The sequence below is a fragment of the Mycobacterium paraense genome, assembly GCF_002101815.1.
GTDB lineage: Bacteria > Actinomycetota > Actinomycetes > Mycobacteriales > Mycobacteriaceae > Mycobacterium > Mycobacterium paraense.
Map to the genome: position 1 here is coordinate 209,773 of NZ_LQPM01000010.1, position 18,135 is coordinate 227,907.

Here is an 18,135-nt window from a genome sequence, read left to right on the forward strand (position 1 = left end):
GCTTGTGAGCGATAGCCGGGATTAGCCACGATTCACCGGTTTTGCGCGTTGTGCTCGGCTCGCGGCTACCCCGCCGCGCCGGCCGGCACGGGGCGCGGAAAGCCGATCGTGGCGGTGAGCGCGAAGTCGGCCAGGGCGGCCGAAAGCGCCTGGCGCAAGGCCCGGTTCGAGTTGGCCCGACCCGGCTGGTATGCCACCACGGAGACGAACACCTGTCCGTTCGCCCGTCCCGACGCCAGCGACAGCATTCCCCCGAACCGGTCCATGATCGCCGTGGTGGTGTCCGGGTGCGGGGCCTTGATCGCGAACTGGTCGGCCGGCGTGCCGTCCGGGCGGCAGGCGGCCGGGTCGATCACCCCGACGTTGGAGGCCACCACGGTGGTGGGGCTCCCCGCGGCCACGCCGACGATGCGGCGCACCAGGCGCTGCGGCATCAGCGGAACCAGGGGCAGCAACTCGCGCCGCGTGTCGGGAACGTCCTGACGGCGGGTCAGCGCGTCCTTGGTTGCGGCCCGGATGTCGCGCAGGTCGGTCACCGCACGCGCGGGGTCGACCGTGATGCCGACGTTGGCGACGGCGTTGGCGCGGGTGTCGCCCGCGATGCGCTCGTTGACGGGGATGGCGACGGTCGCCGAGCCGTCCGCGGTGAGCCGGCCCACGCGCTGGGCGAGCCGGGCCGCCAGGGCCGCCAGCAGTGTGTTGCTGGTTCCGCCAAGCGCTTTCGCGCAGGCGTCCCAGTCGTCCGAGCCGACGAAGACCGTTTCCGTTGGCAGCGTGATGGATTCGTCGGGGCCGCCCACGCTGGGCGGCGCGGCGCCGTCGTCGCCGGGGCGGGCGGCGGCGACCGCGGCCTTGATGGCGCGGCCGATGCCGGGGATGTCGCGCGCGGTTTGGCGGGCGTCGTCGCGCAGCGCCTGCCACCGCCGCCGCGACCCCGCGGCGGGCCAGTCGATCGGGTCGCCGCGCCCGAAGTCGGCGTCCGCCAGTGCGTCGCACAGCCCGATCCCGTCGGTGAGGGCATGCGGGACGACCAGGCTCACCCCGGCGCCGCCGTCGGTGAACGGGAGCACCGCGAGATGCCATGCGGGCCCGCGCTCGACGTCCAGGGGCGTCGCGGCCTGCTCGCGCAGCCAGGCGTCGAATCCTTCGCGCGGCCGCGGCGCGGCGATCTCGAGCTCGGAGCGACCGCCGCCGGCGACCCAGCGATGGCGGCCGAACGGCAGGGCCGAGCGCTCGATCCGGCGCGACAGCCGACCCCGCCGCAGGTTGTGGTGGAACCGGCGCAGGCCGTCGATGTCGATCGCCCGGTCGTACACCCAGACGCACTGCAGCTGTCCGAGGACGCCGGTCGCCCGCTCCAGGGTGGCGAAGGTCTGGTCGAAGAGGTCGAGTGTGGTGTTCATGGTCGTGAGGTCCTCTCTATCGTGCGGCGGCCACGGGGGCCGGCCAGCCGTTGGTCGCGTGGAGTGCGAAGTCCGCGAGCGCGCCCGAAAGGGCTTGCTTCAAACCGTCTTCGGAGTTGTGCCGTCCCAGCTGGTACGCCTGGACGGAGACGAAGACCTGCCCGTGCACGCGCGCCGACAGCAGGGCCAGCACTCCGCCGGTGCGTTCCATCGTCGCCTTCGTCATGCCCGGGTACAGCGAGGTGACGGAGACGTAGTCGGCGTCGGTGCCGTCGGGCCGGTTGACGGCCGCGGGCGCGGCACCCAGGTTCGAGGAGACGACCCCGGTCGCGTTGCCGGTGGCGACGCCCACGCACCGCTTGGCGATCCGCTTGGGCAGCAGCGGAACCAGGGGCAGCAGCGCCTCCCGCTCGTCGGACGCCTCCTGGCGGTGAATGAGCGCTTCCTTGATCGCGGCGCGGATGCCGCGCAGGTTCGTCGCCGCGGGCGCGGGGTCGACGGTCACGTCGACGTTGGCGACGGCGTTGGCGCGGGTGTCGTCGGCGGTGCGCTCGCTGACGGGGATCGCCAGGGTGATCGAGCCGTCGGCCGTGACCCGTCCCACCCGCTGCGCCAGGCGGGTCGCCAGCCCCGCGAGCAGCGCGTTGCTGGTCCCGCCGAGCGCCTCCGCGCGGGCGTCCCACTCGTCGGCGTCGATGAAGATCGTGGTGGTCGGGATGGTGACGGGCTCGTCCCCGCCGGCGGGTGGGGCGGTCTGAGCGGCACCGTCGCCCCGTGCCGAGCGTGCCGCGGCGACAGCAGCTTTCACGGCGCGGCGGATCTCGGGAAGGTCGCGCACCGTCTGGCGGGCGTCCTCGCGCAGCGCCTGCCACCGGCGGCGCGACCCGGCCGCCGGCCAGTCCATGGCGCTGTCATAGCCGCAGGCCGCCTCCACCACCGCCAGGCAGCCCGCCATGCCGTCGGCGAGGCTGTGCAGGGCCACCAGGCTCACCCCGGCGCCGCCGTCGGTGAACGGGAGCACCGCCAGGTGAAAGCCCGGCCCGCGCTCGGCGTCCAAGCGCGTCGCGGCCTGCTCGCGCAGCCAGTCCTCGAACTCCTCGCGCGGACGGGGCGTCGCGACGATCTCCAGCTCGGAGGCGTCGGCGGGCGCGACCCAGCGGTGCCGCCCGAACGGCAGGGGCGAGCGTTCGATGCGGCGCGCCAGCCTGCCTCGCTGCAGGTGTCGGTGGAACCGGCGCAGGCCGTCGATGTCGATCGCGCGGTCGTACACCCAGACGCACTGGCCGACGCTGGTCACGCCGGTCGCCTCCTCGAAGCGAAACAGGGTCTGGTCGAACAGGTCGAGTACGTTGGTCATTTGCTTGGTCCTTTCGTGGCAGGGGTTTGTCAGCGGCTGATGACCGGTATGCCGTGGTCCGAATTCGCATGGTCCGCAACGGCATCCACCCAGTCGGGGGTGGTCTTGATCGCGTAGGTGAACGCCTGGGTCAGCGCCGCGAGGTAACGGTGCACCGACTTGCGCGCTTCGGCGTTGTCCGGGAAGGAGATCGTCGCCGTGGTCTTGTCGGTCTGCCGGTTGATCCACAGGTTGATGCCGCCGTGCGACAGGCTGTCCGCGTAGGTGCCCCAGTTGGTCTGCTCGAACAGGTCGACCGCGGGGATCTTGCGAAAGTCCATGAAGGACACCATCATTGCCCGCGCAGTGGGCGGCTTGATCGCCAACTGCAGCTGAGTCGCCAGCTCGATGGCCCGCTCCACCGGCACGCCCGCGAGGGGCTTGCCTGCGTCGAACGACGCCTGCGCCGCCCGGGCCGCCTCGGCGAACGTGGCGGTGCAGATCGGCACGGTGACCGGAACCAGGTTGGCGAACCAGCCCACCGTCATCGAGTCGATGCCCGGAGTGCGCGTGTCGAACGACGTGAAGCCGTGATACGTGTCGCTGCCGGTGAACTCGTGCTCGGCGAAGGCCGCGCAGGCCAGCACTCCCCCGCTGAACCGGGCGCCGGCCGCGCGGCAGGCGCTCTCGAACGACTCGGTGTCGGCGGCGTCCAGCAGGTCGACGGTGAGGAAGTTGCCCTTGGTGGTGGACTCGCTGTCACCGACCGGGAGCGGAAAGCTCGGCCACTCGCCGCCGGTGTCGCGGGCGAACTCGATCCACTCCCGGATCCCCGGGGAGGAAAGGGTCAGGCTCGCCACCGCCTCGTGCTGGCGCGCGGCGAAGCTGCGGTAGCTCGCCACGCCCGGCAGGAGGCTGGCTTGTCCCCCGGTTTGGGACAGGTGGTGGTACATCAGGTGGACGTCGAAGAAGATCAGGCCGGCGGACATGCCGTCGATGTGGAGATGGTCGACGCTGGCGTAGAAACTGAACGAGTCGGCGTGCTGGACGATGCCGAAGGTGAAGCAGTCCCACTGCAGCGTCTCCGGAGTCGTCGCCAGGGCGTGGGTGCGGATCCGCTCGGTGTCCATGGTCCCGAAGTCGATGGGGACGAAGTCGATGGCTTCGGGGTCGTCGATGGTGCGGCGGACAATGGTGTCGCCCTCGAATTCGAACCAGTCGTGGTAGGCGTCGTGGCGGCGGACGTGCGCGTTGATCGCCGCCGTCATGGCCGCAATGTCGCAGACGCCGGGGATCTCCCACGCGACCACCATCAGCCGGGGCAGCTGCGCGCCCCTCGCTTTGGCGTCGCGCGCGGCCCGCAGGTGCCGCATCCGCTGGTAGCTCGGTGCCAGATCGCTGCGCCGCGCGTTGTGGGCCGCGGCTCGCGCCGCGGGCGAGGCCATCCACGTGGTGACCGGACCGTCGGCCGGCTGCCATCCGTTGATGCTTCCTAATGTGACCATTCCCCGTCCCTCCATTGCTCCGCACTTTTCGGCGCAGCGTCGGACGGAGTTTGCGAATCACGTTCGCGCTGAAGCGAATTGGGCCGTCGCGCCGCGTTGGTGCGGTGTATTCGGTTATCTGTTGAAACCGAAATTACGGCGCGCCGTGGCCGGTGTCGCGGTTGTGGGCGATAGTCGAAATAAGCGACGATTACCCGGTTTTGCGCATTGTGCTCAGGGGTGTGTCACCGGCTGAGGCAGGGCCCTTCGTCGAAATCGACGCCGGCGCGGAGAAGTTCGAGTGGCAAGCGCGCTCGCGTCGATTTCGGCGTCCAAGCGAGGCTTACAGACCCGGTTGGTCCTCGATGATGCCCAGCCAGATCTGCGCCACGTCGATGGCGACCTTCTCGCTGATGAAGGCGTGCTGGGTTCCGGTGTAGATGTCGCGGAAGGCGCGCTCCAGGCGGCTGCCCTCACGGATGGAGCTGGTGCCCGCGACCAGATGCGCCCATTCGGCGCAGGCCCGGGCCGTGTCGGTCGCATAGACGGCGGCCACCCGCATGTCGGCGCGCAGGGCCGGCGTCAGGTCGTCGCCGGCCGCGACGGCGGCCTCGGCGGTGGTGAACGCGTCGATCACCAGCAGGCGCGCGGCGCGCCACGCCGCGCGATGGTGCGCCAGCCCCTTCTGGAACGTCGGGCGGCTGGCCAGCGAGGCCATGTCGCTCATCCGGAACTTCGTCGCCGCCAGCTCCTGGACGTCGTCGAGCATGCTCTTGGCGACGCCGAGCGCCCACGAGGCGTGACCGGCCGCGGTGACCGGCATCAGCCCCATCCGCGTGGCCGGTGAGCTGCCGCGGTACGGCTCCCGGACGAACAGCTCGAAGGTGCGGCTGGACGGCACGAACACGTCCTCGACGCTGTAGTCGTACGAGCCGGTTCCCTTGAGGCCCTGGACGTACCAGCCGTCGTTGAAGCTGATCTGCTCGCGCGGAATCACCGCGACGCGCATCTCCGGGAAGCCCTCGCTGACCCAACGCATTTCGCCGTTGTCCATCGGCAGGAACCCGGCCGCGACGTACTCAGAGTGGCCGATGCCCGAGCCGAAGTTCCACGCCCCGGTCACCCGGTACCCGCCGTCGACCGCGGCGCCCTGCCCATTGGGAAAGAACTGCCCGCCCAGCGTCACCCGGTTGTCGTGCGCCGTGAACACCTCCGCGAAGCCCTCGTCGGGCAGGTACGCCGCGGCGGCGAAGGACGACGGCAGGTTGGCGATGCCGATCCACCCGAACGATCCGTCCTGCCAAGCCATTTCGATCCAGGTTTCGATCATCTCGGTGAACGACGGCTCGACGCCGCCGGCCTCGGCGGGGTTGAACGACGACATCAGCCCGCTGGCCCACATTTCGTCGACGATCGCCGGGGTCAGCGTGCGCGCCCGCTCGGACTCGGCGGCTTGGGCCTGCACGAGGTCCCGCATGCCGCGGGCCAGCGAGACCACCCGGTCTTCCGTGTCGGCTAACGACGTCATCGGCGTTTCCCATCATCGGTGTGAGGCATCAGTGGACAACACTGATACCGGTGACCGTAGTTAATACCATCGCGACCGTCGCCGCCGTAGTACTCGGCCTGCACATCATCACAAAGTTCGCGTTTTTCGCACTGCCGTACCGCAGACGGCGCGCCTTGCTGGACAAACAGTACGGTGGCAAGGCCTCGGCCACCGACACGTCCGACGTGGTGCTGATGGCCTTCACCGTGGCGATCGCCGCCCTGTTCCTGTGGCGCGGTGCGGACCCCGCGGGCTTTCTGGGCGGGCTGTGGGTCGGTGCGACGCTCATCCAGCTGTACTTCCACCGGTTTCACCGGCCGGTGGCGCGGGAGCGGGCCGCCCCGCCGCCCACCTCACCGCTGAAAGAGATGTCGTACGCGATCCAGGACGCGCCGTGGCGACCCTGGCCGCAGTTGCTGACGCTGACGGTGCTGGTGCTGTTCAGCCTCGCCCAGTTGGCCTGGAAATGACTGCGCTGCAACCGGTGTGCCCTACCGTGTGTCTGTGCGGTGGATCGTCGACGGCATGAACGTGATCGGAACACGGCCCGACGGGTGGTGGAAGGACCGCGGCCGCGCCATGGTCACGCTGGTGGACAGGCTCGACCGATGGGCGGCGGGGCAAGGAGAGCAGGTGACCGTGGTGTTTGAGCGCCCGCCGGCGACCGCCATCGAATCGGCCGTGATCGAGGTCGCGTACGCCCCCAGGCCGGCCGCGAACTCCGCCGACGACGAGATCGTCCGACTGGTGGCGGCCGACGCGCGGCCGCACGACATCCGGGTGGTGACATCGGACAAAGGGCTGACCGATCGGGTCGCGACGCTGGGCGCCTCCGTCTACCCCGCGGCGGGCTTTCGCGACCTCATCGACCCGCGCGGCCGGTGACCGCGCCCCCGCTGGGGCCGATTACGACGGACGGCTTCTGACGTCGAAGTCGACCCGTTCACCGTCGACCTTGGTGATGCGCATGTGCGCGGTGTAGGGCTTGCCCTCGGGGCCGGTGAAGTGGCAGTCGAACTCCTGGCCGACCTTGGCCTCCACCCCCGACGGGCAGTGCACGTCGGTCGGGTGAAAGCCCGTCTGGCTGGAGACGACGTCGACGACGGACTGCGCCGCGCCCTCTGGTTTGACGGTGGACTTGGGGCTGCACGCGGTCGCGACGACCAGGGTTGCGAGCATGCCGGCGACGACGGTGACCCTGCGGTTTGCCATCGCTGAGGCTAACACGCGACGGCCGCGATCTCACTGCTCAGAGCATGCGGCCGCGAGCTACTGCAAACGACGGTGTCAGCCCACCGCCGCCAGCGCCGCGTCGTAGTCGGGCTCCTGCGCGATCTCGGGCACCAACTCGGTGTAGGCGACCTTGCCGTCGGCGCCGACCACGACCACCGCGCGCGCCAGCAGCCCGGCCATCGGTCCGTCGACGATGCTGACGCCGTAGTCCTGGCCGAAGCTGTCGCGGAACGCCGACCCGGTCTTGACGTTCTCGATGCCCTCCGCGCCACAGAAGCGCGCCTGCGCGAACGGCAGATCGTTCGACACGCACAACACGGACGCGCCGCTGTCCGCCGCGCGCTGGTTGAAGGTCCTCACGCTCGTCGCACACACCGGGGTATCGATGGAGGGAAAGATGTTCAGCACCACGGGCTTACCGCTGAACTGGTCGTTGCTGACCGCGCCCAAATCCGTGCCGACCAGGTTGAAAGCCGGGGCCGGGGATCCGACGGCAGGGAGCTCGCCGACGGTGTTGATCGGGTTTCCACGCAAGGTTATCTGTGCCATGGGGCACAGTCTGCCAAGCCCCGTGCGGAGGCCTCGGGTCAGGTCCGCATGTCCTAATTCGTGGGCTACTAGGCGTAGACGCCATAACCGCCTCTGGCCGAGACTGACTGCATGGCTCGCAGGGTTGTGATCGTCGGCTTTCCCGGCGTTCAGGCGCTCGACGTGGTGGGACCCCACGACGTGTTCACCGGCGCGTCGCTGCTGACCGACGGCGGGTACGACGTCCTGGTGGCCTCGGTCGACGGCCAGCCGGTGACCACCGCCACCGGCCTGGCCTTCCTGGCCCGGCCGCTGCCCGACCCGAGCGACGCCATCGACACCGTCGTGCTGCCGGGCGGTGGCGGGGTCGAGGACGCGCGGTCCGATCCGGAGTTGCTCGACTGGATCAAAAGGGTCACCGGGAATGCCCGCCGGGTGGTCACGGTCTGCACGGGCGCGTTCCTCGCCGCCGAGGCGGGCCTGCTGGACGGCCGCCGGGTGACCACACACTGGGCGTTCGCCGGGCGGTTGGCCCGGGAATTCCCGGCCGTCGACGTCGATCCGGACCCGATCTTCGTCCGTAGCTCGGAGACGGTGTGGACGGCCGCGGGCGTCACCGCCGGCATCGATCTCTCGCTGTCCCTGGTCGAGGACGACCACGGCACCGACGTCGCGCAGACGGTCGCCCGCTGGCTGGTGCTGTACTTGCGCCGCCCGGGCGGCCAGACACAATTCGCGGCGCCGGTGTGGATGCCGCGCGCCAAACGCACCTCCGTTCGCGAGGTGCAGGAGGCCATCGAGGCCCAACCGGGCGGCCAGCACAGCATCGGCGAGCTGGCCCGCCGCGCGGCGATGAGCCCGCGCCACTTCACCCGTGTCTTCACCGACGAGGTGGGTGAGGCCCCGGGACACTACGTCGAACGCATTCGCACCGAAGCCGCGCGCCGCCAGCTGGAGGAGACCGACGACACCGTCGTCGCGATCGCGGCCCGGTGTGGCTTCGGGACCGCGGAAACGATGCGGCGCAACTTCATTCGGCGCGTCGGCATTTCGCCGGACCAATATCGCAAGGCTTTCGCCTGATCGAGAAAGGATCACCCCCGATGTCCCAGACCCAAATCGCTATCGTGGCCTACCCGGGCTTCACGGCGCTGGACATGATCGGCCCGTACGAGGTGCTGCGCAACCTGCCCGGCGCCGAGGTGCGATTCGTGTGGCACGAATCCGGGCCCGTCACCGCCGATTCCGGCGTGCTGGTCATCGGCGCCACCCACTCGCTGGCCGAAACCCCCTCCCCCGACGTGATTCTCGTGCCGGGCGGCCCGTCGACCCCGGTGCACGCCCGCGACGAGGCGCTGCTCGAGTGGCTGCGCCGGGCGCATTCGACCGCCGGCTGGACGACGTCGGTGTGCTCGGGCTCGGTGATCCTGGCGGCCGCCGGCCTGCTCAAGGACCGCCGCGCCACGTCCCACTGGATCGCCCTTCCCGCGCTGAAGGCATTCGGCGCCACCCCGGTGTCCGACGAGCGAATCGTGCACGAGGACAAGGTGATCACGAGTGCGGGAGTGTCTGCAGGGCTGGACCTCGCGCTGTGGTTGGCGGGCCAGATCGGCGGCGAGGGGCGCGCCAAGGCGATCCAGCTCGCGATCGAATACGACCCGCAACCGCCGTTCGACTCCGGTCACATGTCCAAGGCGTCGGCGACCACGAAGGCCGCCGCCACGGCGCTGCTGTCCAGGGACAGCGTCAAGCCCGCCAACCTGAAGGCCACCACCCTGCTGGCATGGGATCAGGCGCTGGGTGCGGTCCGGTCGCGCCGGCGCAGGCGGGCCATCCCGGCGGACGCGCACTGATTCCGACGCCGAGCGTGCATTTCACGACGCGACACGCTGCGGCAGCGTCGCAGATTGCACACTCGGCCGGCAGGGCCCGCTACGCGTTGGGCTGGAGGAATTCGGTAGACGCCAGCTGGCCGCCGGCCTGCAGCCACGCCCCCACGGCACCCGGCGCGTCGCGGTTCGGGTTGTAGATGTCCTCCTCGCTGGCGAACAGGCCGTCGCCGGCGTAGACCAGCCGAGTCCAGTTGGGAAACCAGAACGGCTCGCCGTCCGGATCGGTCGGGTGGTCGAGCAGGTTCTTGATCATGATGACGACGGCGTCGTTGTCGTCGTCGTAGGCAATCCAGTCGTTCGGAAAACGCATGTGCGGGAAGGGCGCCATCACCGCGACGATCCAGTCCCGCACCGCCTCGCGGCCGTGGAAGACGCCGTAGTGGTGCTCGGTGTAGACGACGTCCTCGGTGAAGAGATCCGCGAACGGTCTCCAGTCGCCCGAGGCGCTGCACCCCTCGACGACCGTCGTGTAGTGGTCGACGGCTTGCTCGATTTCGGTCCTGCTGAATTTGCCCATAGCGGACACACTAGAACGTGCTTCGATGCAAGGTGACTGCTCTGAATGGGGACAAAGCATGGGCGTGCTGAACTTGTTCGACTTGCGCGGCAAGAAGGCTCTGGTCACCGGGGCGTCCAGCGGCATCGGCAAGGAAGTGGCGCTGGCCTACGTCCAAGCCGGCGCGGAGGTGGCGATCGCGGCCCGACATTCCGAGGCGTTGGAGGAGATCGCCGCCGAGCTCGAAGCGGCCGGCGGCCGGGTCCTGCCCGTCACTTGCGACGTGACCCGGCCGGACCAGGTCGACGGCATGCTGGACCGGGTGACCGCGGAGCTGGGCGGCGTCGACATCGCGGTGTGCAACGCCGGGATCATCACCGTCACACCGATGCTCGACATGCCGCCCGAGGAGTTCCAGCGCATCCAGGACACCAACGTGACGGGGGTGTTCCTGACCGCCCGGGCCGCGGCGCGCGCGATGGTTGCGCAGGGGCGAGGCGGGGCCATCATCACCACGGCGTCGATGTCCGGGCACATCATCAACATCCCGCAGCAGGTCGGCCACTACTGCGCGTCCAAGGCGGCGGTCATTCACCTGACCAAGGCGATGGCCGTCGAGTTTGCGCCGCACCACATCCGGGTCAACAGCGTCAGTCCGGGCTACATCCTCACGGAGCTCGTCATGCCCATGGTCGACCTGCACGCCCAGTGGGAGCCGAAGATACCGATGGGCCGCCTGGGCCGGCCCGAGGAACTCGGCGCCCTGTACGTATATCTGGCCAGCGAGGCGTCCAGCTACATGACCGGCTCCGACATCGTCATCGACGGCGGCTATTCCTGCCCCTGATCGCGCGTCGGTCCGCCAGGCAGGGGCGACCGAAACGCGCCCGCACGCCCTCCGAGAACAGGGCGCGCAGGCCCTCGCCGGCGGGCCGCACCCCGCCCGCGCCCACCAATTCGTCGCTCAATTCGACGATTTCGGCCGCGCGCATCGGCCACGGGTCGTGCTCGTTGGGCACCCACCAGGTCCGGCCGGCCTTGCGGGTGTGCGCGCCCCACCGTGCGGTGAGCCAGACCTCCAGCGGTGTCGGCTCGACCACGTCGCCCAGGACGACGGTCACCCGGCTGCGCAGGCCGCGGTGGGGCAGGCGGCGCACGCTGTCGTAGGTGACGTGGTCGCCGCGGCGCGTCACCCGCATCTTCGCCCAGGTGTAGGGCACGCCGAGGCCCATCCGTATCGCGGCCACGGCGGCCAGGCGCGCGGTTTCGAGCGACCGGAACAACACGCCGTGCCGGTCGGCGTCGTCGATCGAATAGAGCCGGACGTTGGTCTCGGCGAAACGGCCGAAGTACGGCAACGGCAACGCGGTGCCAACCCGGGTGCTGTCGAGCACGAACGGGATCAGCGACACATAGGTCATCCCGTCCGCGAAGACGTCCGGGCGGGTGCCCGGCGGGTACAGCGCTTCGACGCTGTCGGGCCGCACCGGCCAGTGGATGAACGTCAGATCGGCCCAGCGCTGCTCGAAGGTGACTCGGCCCGCAAGCCGCGGCGGCGTGACCGGGTACCCCGCGAGACCCGGTCGCGCGTCCGGAAGCTCGGGAGGGACGGCCATGCGATCATCGTGGCACGTCTTTGCCGCCTATCCCTCCAGTTGACCGGAGATCCCCCGCTCGATGCTGGCCTGCGTCGTGGCGGGCAATACGATGAGGCCGTCGAGTTCTTTGCGCGCCAGGTCGAACGCCTGTTGCCGTTCCTGCGGCGCCGCGGCGGGGTCCGCGGCCACCCGCAGCAGGCTCTGGGCGCGCGCGATGCGCTGCCGGCCTTCGGCCGAGAAGTCGCTGCGGCGCCTGCGCGTGGCCTCGGCCTCGGCGACGTTGAACGCGGTCACGTAGTCCTCGACCGCGGATTGGTACCGCGCCGCGGCCTCCCGATCGTCCAGGAGGTCTTCGGCCTTGACGGGGCGCAGGAAGTCCGCCCGCAGCTTGGCTTTGTGGAAGCCGACCGTGAGCGGATCGCGCATGTCGGTCATCAGCGGGAAGTCGAGAAGCTTGGCGACGTCGAGTTCGTACTCGAGCCACCGCGCGTCGGTGCGGGTGTGCTCCTCGATGACGCGCCGGAGCGAACGCCATTGCGCCGCTTGGCTATTGGCGTTGCTGCTCGGCGTTCCCGCAACTTCCGCCGGGCGCGTTTGATCCAGCTCCCGCGGCCGTTCAGCGCGCCGCCTGTTGGCGGTGAACGCCCGCACCGCGGCGATCACCATGCCCGTCAGCGGCAGGATCACGATCAGGAGCTCCGCCAGTCGGATGAGCAGACCCACCCCGCCAGGATGCCACCGCAGCGCCTTCCGGCGAGGGCGGCTTCGCCTTGTTAGTGCACTCCCAGTGTGCCGCTGAGGTATTGCGCGCGGCAGGCCCGGCGGGCCAGTTTGCCGCTAGTGGTGCGCGGGATGCCGCCGGCCGGCAGAAAGCGCACGTCGGAGACCGGCACGTCGTGCCGGCGGGACACCGCGTTCCCGATCGCCTCGATCGCCGGCTGGGGATCCTCGCGACTGGTGCCGGCGGCGCGTTCGGCGATCACCACGAGGCGCTGCTCGCCGCCGTCCGGCACGCAGAACGCGGTCACGTAGCCGCGTCGCACCATGGTCGATGCTTCGGCGACGGTGGCCTCGATGTCCTGCGGGTAGTGGTTGCGGCCGGCGATGGTGATCAGGTCGGCGATGCGGCCCGTCACGTAGATCTCGCCGTCGAGGTACACGCCCAGGTCGCCGGTCCGCAGCCAGGGCCGCCCCGCCGTCGAGCCCTCGGCGTGGCTGCCTTCGGCGAGCCGCGAGCCCAGCGTGGCGCCGAACGCCAGCCGGCTCTCGTCGGGCAGCCCCCAATACCCGCGACCCACGTTGTCGCCCTGCAGCCAGATCTCGCCGACATCGCCGTCGGGCAGTTCGGATCCGGTTTCGGGGTCGACGATCACCGCCCACAGGCTGCGAGCGACCCGGCCGCAGGACACCTGCGCCACCGCGTTCGGGGCGTCGGCCGCCACGCGCACCGCGTGACCGGCGCTCAGCTGTTCGCGGTCGAGGTACACGACGGACGCCTCCGCGGAGGAATCGATGGTGGCGATCATCAGCGTCGCCTCCGCGATGCCGTACGAGGGCTTGAATGCCCTGCGCGGCAACCCATACGGGGCGAAGGCCTTGTTGAAGGTCCGGATCGCCTCGATGCTGACCGGTTCGGAACCGATGATCAGCACGACGTTGCTGAGGTCGACGTCGTCACCGGGCGCGGGCAGCCCGCGCTGGGCCGTCCACTCGTAGGCGAAGTTCGGGGCGGCGGTCACCACCCGGCCCTGCTTCGACCCGGCGGACAGCGCGTGGATCCAGCGCAGCGGCCTGCGGACGAAGGCGGTGGGCGACATCAGGGTGGAGTGGCCGCCGTACACGGCGGGAAAGCCGATCATCGACAGGCCCATGTCGTGGTAGAGCGGTAACCAGCTGACGCCGTGGGTGTTTCGGTCCAGCAGGTCGATCGACAGGATCATCTGCACGAGGTTGGTGCCGACGGCGCGGTGGGTGATCTCGACGCCGACCGGGGGCCGCGTCGCACCCGAGGTGTATTGCAGGTGCGAAACGCGGTCGATGTCGAGTTCGACCGGCACGAACAGCTCCCCCACCGAGTCGGGTATCTGGTCGATGACGATCAGCTGCGGCTTCCCCAGATCGGGCAGGTTGAGCAGAAACCCCTCCACCGCCTCTTTCGCGGCGGCCGTGGTGAGCACCGCGGCGGGCCGGGAGTCGCGCAGCGCCGTCTCCAGGCGTTCGGCATGGCCGGGCAGCTCGGGCGCGAACAACGGCACCGCGGTGGTCCCCGCCTTGATGGCGGCGTAGAAGCCGGCGACGTAGTCGATGCCCTGCGGCGCCAGGATCGCGACCCGGTCGCCCTCGCCGGCGAACTGCTGCACCCGCGCGGCGATGGCCCGCAACCGGGCCCCGAATTGGGCCCAGGTCACCTCTATCGCGTGGCCTTCGGAGCGGGCGTAGTCCAGGAAGCGATACGCCACGGCATCACCGACATTGGCGATGTTGCGCTCGATGAGTGATATCAGGGTGGTGCCCGGCGGCAGCGCGACGCCGCCCTCGGCGTCCAGGCAGTCCTCTATCAGTAGCAGGCCCTTTGGAGCCGCGGCGCTGTGCCGGGAACCGCAATCCATGAGCGCAGTCTAGGTGCCCGCCGCGGCCGACCGGTTCGCCCGCGCGGCGCTCGGGACGCTCCGCGCGAGGCGGCGAGGCGCCCCCGGCCGGCGCTCACAACGGGGCGCGCCGACGGCCGAAGAGGGCCAGTAGCTGCTCACTTGGCGTCGCGGCCGCCGGGGCCGGCAGCGGTGCGGCGAACACGTGCCCGGCCAGCCCGGCCCGGGCCAGGGGTGGCGAAACCCACAGCAGCGCCGAAGCGATGGCCGAGGGAATGGGCCGGTCGATTCCGCAGGCCTGGGCGATGTCCCACGCGTGCACGGCCATCTCGATGGACCCAACGTGGACAACGGTTTTGGCGGGCAGCCTCCGGCCCTGGATGTCGCACCACCGACCCGTCGCGGGCAGCGAAGCCGAGACGAGCATGAAGTCGACGATCGCGGCCCGCAGCGCGCGCACCGGATCGGAACCCGCCGCCGGCAGGGTCGGCGCGACGACGTCGCGCGCGGCCAGCACGTCGGCGACCTCCGCCAACGAGGCGCCGAGGTGGTGCAGCAGGCGGCGCAGATCCCACTCCCGGCAGGGCGTCGGCGCCGAGAGGTCGGCCTCACCAACCAGAAGGAGATTCTGGAACAGGTAGCGGGCCGCCCCAGTCAGTACGGCCCGCTCGTCGGTGTCGGACACGGTCCGGCCCTTCAGCTCCCCGGCGCCACGTACGTCTCCGGCAGGCCGAACTTTGTCACCAGCGCCGCGTCGTTGAAGGCGACGATGCGCGAGATGCGACCGCCGGCCAGGGACAGCACGTCCAGCCCGTGGGCCTGGAAGGAACCGTCCGGTGCCCGCCTGTACATCGCGAGGGCCGGGGCGCCGTTGGCGTGGGTGGGCGCGAGCCGCCATTGGTCCGCGGCGTGCAGCACGACCCGGGCCAAAAACGCGCACACCGCGTCCCGTCCGGTGAACCATGTTGGAATGGGCGGCATTTCGAGCTCGACGTCGGCGCGCAGCAGTTGCGCCAATGCGTCGACGTCGGCGTGTTCGAAGGCGGCCATGTAGCGATCGACCACGTCGCGCAGTTCGGGCTCGCTGGGTTCGCCGAGCTCGTCGAGCCTGGGGCCGGCCTCGGCCAGTCGCGCGCGGGCGCGCTGCAGGGCGCTGTTGACGGCGGCGGTGGACGTCTCCAGCATTTCGGCGACTTCGCTTGCCTGCCAACCCAATACTTCGCGTAGCACCAGGACCGCGCGCTGCAGGGGCGACAGATGCTGCAGGGCGGCGACGAACGCCAAGCGGACGCTGCTGCGCACGGACACGACGACGGCGGGGTCGTCGGTGGCGCCGTACAACAGGCTGTCCGGTGCCGGTTGCAACCACGGGATGTCCGATTGCGCCGGGGCCAGCGCGACCGCCGCGGTGTCGGCCGGAGCGCCGAGCCCGGAAGGAAGGGGACGGCGCCTGCGGGTCTGCAACACGTTCAAATACGTGTTCGTGGCGATCTTGTAGAGCCACAGCCGGACCGAGGATCGGCCCTCGAACCCCTCGTAGGCCTGCCACGCCCGCAGGTAGGTGTCCTGCACCAGATCCTCGCACTCGTCGACGGATCCGAGCATGCGGTAGCAGTACGCCCGCAACTCCGGCCGGTACCGTTCGGCGACCTGTGCGAAATCATCGATGCCGGTGTCCGCCATCTCCGAAGCCTTTCACGATTCGCGGCGCGGCGGCCGCGGATCGTTGGGGTCGCGCTCGCCCGGGTCGGGGTCGTCCCACCACTGCGGTTGCTGGTCGCCGTACGAGTCGTGCCAGTTCCACCATGCGTACGCGGGGCTTTGCGGGTAGCCCTGCGGGGAGTCTTCCCAGTCCTCCTGGCGCCCAAGGGCGGTCATGTCCAGGTAGCTCCAGGTGGTGCCCAGCGCCTCGTCGCCGCGATTGTTGATGAAGTAGGTGCGGAACACCCGCTCGCCGTCGCGGATGAAGGCGTTGGTGCCGTGCCACTCGTCGACGCCGAAGTCGCGGTCGAAGTCGTCGGTGATCGTGTACCACGGCATGTGCCAACCCATCCGGGCCTTCACCCGGGCGATGTCGGGCTGGCCGGCGCGCGACGCGAACACCAGCGTGGTGTTGCGGGCGTTCAGATGCGCCAGGTTGCCGATGTGATCCGCGATCATCGAGCAGCCCCGGCACGCATGGTCGGGCCAGCCGTCCACCCCGGGTTCCAGGAAGGCGCGGTAGACGATCAGCTGGCGCCGGCCGGCGAACACGTCCGCCAGGCCGACCCTGCCGTCGGGCCCGTCGAATTGGTAGGGCTTGTCCACCGGCAGCCACGGCATGCGGCGGCGCTGGGCGGCCAGCGCGTCCCGCGCCCGGGTGACCTCCTTTTCCCTGACCAGCAGCTGCTGGCGTGCGGCCTCCCAGTCCTGCGCCGATGCGATCGGGGGTGTCTGCATGTTCATCGTTGGCCTTTCGGTTGTGGTGCAGTGCATTTCAGGCGAGCTTCTGCAGCCCCGCGCCGGTCAGCAGGTAGCCGGGAGCAAGGCTTGCGGTCTCGGCCTGCGCGAGCTCCAGGACCGCCGCACCGGCCGATCCCGGGCTGACCGGTTCGCCGAGCTGGCTGACGTATTCCTCCTCGGATTGACCGTTGCGGGCCGCGTAGGCCCGCACGGCCGGGCGGCCGAGGTCGGTCAGCGGGGTGATCCGCGGCAGCACGGCGGTGAAGGTGATACCGAGGCCGGCGCGGTCCGCCTCCTCTTGCGCGTAGCCGGTGATAAAGCGTTGGGTGGCCTTGGCGCCGGCGTACCCGCCGCTGAGTGGCGAGCCGGCCAGCGCGGCGCCGCTGCTCACGACCACCACCGTGCTGCCGGGCCGCAGCGGTTTCAGCAGTGCCTCCCGCAGCCAGTGAAAGGCGATGCGGACATCGGTGTTCCAGTTGGCCGAGAACGTCTCCCAGGTTTGGTGCTGCAGTGGGCGGACCAGCGGGGTCGCCCCGGCCACCAAAACCACGAGCTGGGGGTCGTATCGGTCCAGCAGGCTGCCCGGCACCGAGGGGTCGGCCGCGTCGGCGATCACCGCTTCAATGCTGCCGCCGCCGCTGGACTCGGAAAACGTTGTCGCGCTGCGGGACACGGCGATCACCGCGGCGCCGGCCGTGGCCGTGGCCAGTGCGATGCCCCGGCCCAGCCCGCGGCTTGCGCCGACGACGAGTGCGGTCTTGCCCGATAGGTTGTTCATCTTGTCCTCCTGGTTGTGCCGTCAGGCGTGTGCCGTGGCGGGGGGTGTCGCCGCGAGCAGCTGGGCGTACTGCCGCTCCAGCTCCTTGGCCGGGCCGCTGTGCCAGCCGTCGGCGATGGATTGCGACATGGGGTCGGGGAAGATGTCGTGTTCGCCGCGCTGCAGGGCGTCGAACACCGCGGCGGCGACGGACCGCGGGGTTGCCTTAGGTATGTCGAGGTCCCGGCTCATGTCGGTGTCCACGGGGCCGGTGAAGATCGCGTGCACCCGCACGCCTTGCGGGGCCAGGAGGGCGCGCAGCGACTGGGTGAGGCTGAGCGCCGCCGCCTTGGAGGCCGAGTACGCGGGAATGAGCGGCAGGGGCGCCAGGGCGTTGACCGACAGGTTGTTGACCACCGCGCCCTGGGTTCGAACCAGTGCGGGCAGGAAGGCCTGGGTCACCGCGTAGGTGCCGAAGAGGTTGACGGCGAGGTGCCGTTCGAGCACCCCGGGATCGCGCAGATCGTCATAGAGCGCGATCCCGGCGTTGTTGATCAGCACATCAAGCGATCCGACCGCGGCGACGGCCGCGCGGATCTGCGCGGCGTCGGTCACGTCGAGCGTCAGCGCGACCACCCGCTCGTCGGGTGACGGCGAGACGCCCCGCGTGCCGGCGTACACCCGCCGCGCCCCCCTGCGCAGGGCCTCCGACACCAGGGCCCGGCCGATGCCGCGGTTGGCGCCGGTGATCAGAACTGCTTTGTCCGCGATTGGGTCCATCACAAACCTCTCTCAACTGAAAAAGCCCCCGCACGGGCGTGCAGGGGCT

General features: G+C 70.2%; 20 protein-coding genes. 5 read left to right on the forward strand and 15 right to left on the reverse strand.

Going from position 1 to position 18,135, the window contains the following annotated elements; translation table 11 throughout:
* Positions 1-65 precede the first annotated feature (65 nt).
* From AWB89_RS09900 to AWB89_RS09915, 4 genes are all read right to left on the reverse strand, one after another.
* A complete protein-coding gene (locus tag AWB89_RS09900) occupies positions 66-1,403 on the reverse strand; it encodes a hypothetical protein (RefSeq protein ID WP_085173222.1) in 1,338 nt (445 codons plus the stop codon).
* Positions 1,404-1,419: 16 nt separating this feature from the next.
* Complete coding sequence (locus tag AWB89_RS09905) at positions 1,420-2,760, reverse strand: hypothetical protein (RefSeq protein WP_085173224.1); 1,341 nt, start codon at positions 2,758-2,760, stop codon at positions 1,420-1,422.
* Positions 2,761-2,789: 29 nt separating this feature from the next.
* A complete protein-coding gene (locus tag AWB89_RS09910) occupies positions 2,790-4,244 on the reverse strand; it encodes a condensation domain-containing protein (RefSeq protein ID WP_085173226.1) in 1,455 nt (484 codons plus the stop codon).
* A gap of 322 nt (positions 4,245-4,566) precedes the next feature.
* The gene (locus AWB89_RS09915) at positions 4,567-5,751 is read right to left on the reverse strand and encodes an acyl-CoA dehydrogenase family protein (protein WP_085100291.1); all 1,185 of its coding nucleotides are present in this window, start codon (positions 5,749-5,751) and stop codon (positions 4,567-4,569) included.
* A 50-nt stretch (positions 5,752-5,801) separates the two neighbouring features.
* Here AWB89_RS09915 and AWB89_RS09920 point away from each other — a divergent pair, with 50 nt between their 5' ends.
* Both AWB89_RS09920 and AWB89_RS09925 read left to right on the forward strand, forming a co-directional pair.
* Positions 5,802-6,242, forward strand: a complete 441-nt coding sequence (locus AWB89_RS09920) for a hypothetical protein (protein WP_085100294.1) — start codon at positions 5,802-5,804, stop codon at positions 6,240-6,242.
* A 34-nt stretch (positions 6,243-6,276) separates the two neighbouring features.
* Positions 6,277-6,657 carry an NYN domain-containing protein gene (locus tag AWB89_RS09925; protein ID WP_085173228.1) on the forward strand — a complete coding sequence of 127 codons (381 nt, stop codon included), beginning with the start codon at positions 6,277-6,279 and terminating at the stop codon, positions 6,655-6,657.
* Between the two features lie 21 nt (positions 6,658-6,678).
* Here AWB89_RS09925 and AWB89_RS09930 read toward each other — a convergent pair whose 3' ends face one another.
* Entirely contained in the window at positions 6,679-6,984 is a 306-nt protein-coding gene (locus tag AWB89_RS09930) for a DUF4333 domain-containing protein (protein WP_241519400.1), read from the reverse strand.
* A 75-nt stretch (positions 6,985-7,059) separates the two neighbouring features.
* Complete coding sequence (gene tpx / locus AWB89_RS09935; protein ID WP_085100300.1) at positions 7,060-7,554, reverse strand: thiol peroxidase; 495 nt, start codon at positions 7,552-7,554, stop codon at positions 7,060-7,062.
* A 111-nt stretch (positions 7,555-7,665) separates the two neighbouring features.
* Between tpx and AWB89_RS09940 the strand changes: the two genes are divergently transcribed.
* Together AWB89_RS09940 and AWB89_RS09945 are read left to right on the forward strand one after the other, a co-directional pair.
* Positions 7,666-8,616 carry a GlxA family transcriptional regulator gene (locus AWB89_RS09940; protein WP_085173230.1) on the forward strand — a complete coding sequence of 317 codons (951 nt, stop codon included), beginning with the start codon at positions 7,666-7,668 and terminating at the stop codon, positions 8,614-8,616.
* 20 nt (positions 8,617-8,636) lie between these two features.
* Complete coding sequence (locus tag AWB89_RS09945) at positions 8,637-9,386, forward strand: DJ-1/PfpI family protein (RefSeq protein WP_085173232.1); 750 nt, start codon at positions 8,637-8,639, stop codon at positions 9,384-9,386.
* Between the two features lie 79 nt (positions 9,387-9,465).
* Here AWB89_RS09945 and AWB89_RS09950 read toward each other — a convergent pair whose 3' ends face one another.
* On the reverse strand, positions 9,466-9,942 hold the full coding sequence (locus AWB89_RS09950) for a nuclear transport factor 2 family protein (RefSeq protein WP_085173234.1): 477 nt from the start codon (positions 9,940-9,942) through the stop codon (positions 9,466-9,468).
* 58 nt (positions 9,943-10,000) lie between these two features.
* Between AWB89_RS09950 and AWB89_RS09955 the strand changes: the two genes are divergently transcribed.
* Entirely contained in the window at positions 10,001-10,768 is a 768-nt protein-coding gene (locus AWB89_RS09955; protein ID WP_085173236.1) for an SDR family oxidoreductase, read from the forward strand.
* Here the strand turns inward: AWB89_RS09955 and AWB89_RS09960 are convergent.
* The 8 genes from AWB89_RS09960 to AWB89_RS09995 all read right to left on the reverse strand — a co-directional run bounded on the left by AWB89_RS09960 (position 10,740) and on the right by AWB89_RS09995 (position 18,086).
* Positions 10,740-11,537, reverse strand: coding sequence for a YqjF family protein (locus AWB89_RS09960; RefSeq protein WP_085173238.1), 798 nt, complete (start codon positions 11,535-11,537; stop codon positions 10,740-10,742). The genes AWB89_RS09955 and AWB89_RS09960 overlap by 29 nt on opposite strands.
* A 27-nt stretch (positions 11,538-11,564) precedes the next feature.
* Positions 11,565-12,242: a hypothetical protein gene (locus AWB89_RS09965; RefSeq protein ID WP_085100318.1), complete on the reverse strand. Its 678-nt coding sequence runs from the start codon at positions 12,240-12,242 to the stop codon at positions 11,565-11,567.
* Positions 12,243-12,292: 50 nt separating this feature from the next.
* Positions 12,293-14,128, reverse strand: coding sequence for a fatty acyl-AMP ligase (locus tag AWB89_RS09970; RefSeq protein ID WP_085173240.1), 1,836 nt, complete (start codon positions 14,126-14,128; stop codon positions 12,293-12,295).
* 94 nt (positions 14,129-14,222) lie between these two features.
* Positions 14,223-14,792 (reverse strand): TIGR03086 family metal-binding protein, encoded by a 570-nt coding sequence (locus tag AWB89_RS09975; RefSeq protein ID WP_158089814.1) that lies wholly within the window; start codon positions 14,790-14,792, stop codon positions 14,223-14,225.
* An 11-nt stretch (positions 14,793-14,803) separates the two neighbouring features.
* Positions 14,804-15,790 carry a sigma-70 family RNA polymerase sigma factor gene (locus tag AWB89_RS09980; protein ID WP_085173242.1) on the reverse strand — a complete coding sequence of 329 codons (987 nt, stop codon included), beginning with the start codon at positions 15,788-15,790 and terminating at the stop codon, positions 14,804-14,806.
* A gap of 12 nt (positions 15,791-15,802) precedes the next feature.
* Entirely contained in the window at positions 15,803-16,546 is a 744-nt protein-coding gene (locus tag AWB89_RS09985) for a DUF899 domain-containing protein (protein ID WP_085173554.1), read from the reverse strand.
* A 37-nt stretch (positions 16,547-16,583) separates the two neighbouring features.
* Positions 16,584-17,327 carry an SDR family NAD(P)-dependent oxidoreductase gene (locus AWB89_RS09990; RefSeq protein ID WP_085173244.1) on the reverse strand — a complete coding sequence of 248 codons (744 nt, stop codon included), beginning with the start codon at positions 17,325-17,327 and terminating at the stop codon, positions 16,584-16,586.
* 21 nt (positions 17,328-17,348) lie between these two features.
* Entirely contained in the window at positions 17,349-18,086 is a 738-nt protein-coding gene (locus tag AWB89_RS09995) for an SDR family NAD(P)-dependent oxidoreductase (RefSeq protein WP_085173246.1), read from the reverse strand.
* Positions 18,087-18,135: the final 49 nt, after the last annotated feature.

What these genes read in the sequence shown, in the direction of transcription:
- AWB89_RS09900 (WP_085173222.1), bottom strand. Translation starts at nt 1,403, where the DNA reads ATGAACACCACACTCGACCTCTTCGACCAGACCTTCGCCACCCTGGAG.
- AWB89_RS09905 (WP_085173224.1), bottom strand. Translation starts at nt 2,760, where the DNA reads ATGACCAACGTACTCGACCTGTTCGACCAGACCCTGTTTCGCTTCGAG.
- AWB89_RS09910 (WP_085173226.1), bottom strand. Translation starts at nt 4,244, where the DNA reads ATGGTCACATTAGGAAGCATCAACGGATGGCAGCCGGCCGACGGTCCG.
- AWB89_RS09915 (WP_085100291.1), bottom strand. Translation starts at nt 5,751, where the DNA reads ATGACGTCGTTAGCCGACACGGAAGACCGGGTGGTCTCGCTGGCCCGC.
- AWB89_RS09930 (WP_241519400.1), bottom strand. Translation starts at nt 6,984, where the DNA reads ATGGCAAACCGCAGGGTCACCGTCGTCGCCGGCATGCTCGCAACCCTG.
- tpx (WP_085100300.1), bottom strand. Translation starts at nt 7,554, where the DNA reads ATGGCACAGATAACCTTGCGTGGAAACCCGATCAACACCGTCGGCGAG.
- AWB89_RS09940 (WP_085173230.1), top strand. Translation starts at nt 7,666, where the DNA reads ATGGCTCGCAGGGTTGTGATCGTCGGCTTTCCCGGCGTTCAGGCGCTC.
- AWB89_RS09945 (WP_085173232.1), top strand. Translation starts at nt 8,637, where the DNA reads ATGTCCCAGACCCAAATCGCTATCGTGGCCTACCCGGGCTTCACGGCG.
- AWB89_RS09950 (WP_085173234.1), bottom strand. Translation starts at nt 9,942, where the DNA reads ATGGGCAAATTCAGCAGGACCGAAATCGAGCAAGCCGTCGACCACTAC.
- AWB89_RS09955 (WP_085173236.1), top strand. Translation starts at nt 10,001, where the DNA reads ATGGGCGTGCTGAACTTGTTCGACTTGCGCGGCAAGAAGGCTCTGGTC.
- AWB89_RS09960 (WP_085173238.1), bottom strand. Translation starts at nt 11,537, where the DNA reads ATGGCCGTCCCTCCCGAGCTTCCGGACGCGCGACCGGGTCTCGCGGGG.
- AWB89_RS09970 (WP_085173240.1), bottom strand. Translation starts at nt 14,128, where the DNA reads ATGGATTGCGGTTCCCGGCACAGCGCCGCGGCTCCAAAGGGCCTGCTA.
- AWB89_RS09980 (WP_085173242.1), bottom strand. Translation starts at nt 15,790, where the DNA reads ATGGCGGACACCGGCATCGATGATTTCGCACAGGTCGCCGAACGGTAC.
- AWB89_RS09985 (WP_085173554.1), bottom strand. Translation starts at nt 16,546, where the DNA reads ATGCAGACACCCCCGATCGCATCGGCGCAGGACTGGGAGGCCGCACGC.
- AWB89_RS09990 (WP_085173244.1), bottom strand. Translation starts at nt 17,327, where the DNA reads ATGAACAACCTATCGGGCAAGACCGCACTCGTCGTCGGCGCAAGCCGC.
- AWB89_RS09995 (WP_085173246.1), bottom strand. Translation starts at nt 18,086, where the DNA reads ATGGACCCAATCGCGGACAAAGCAGTTCTGATCACCGGCGCCAACCGC.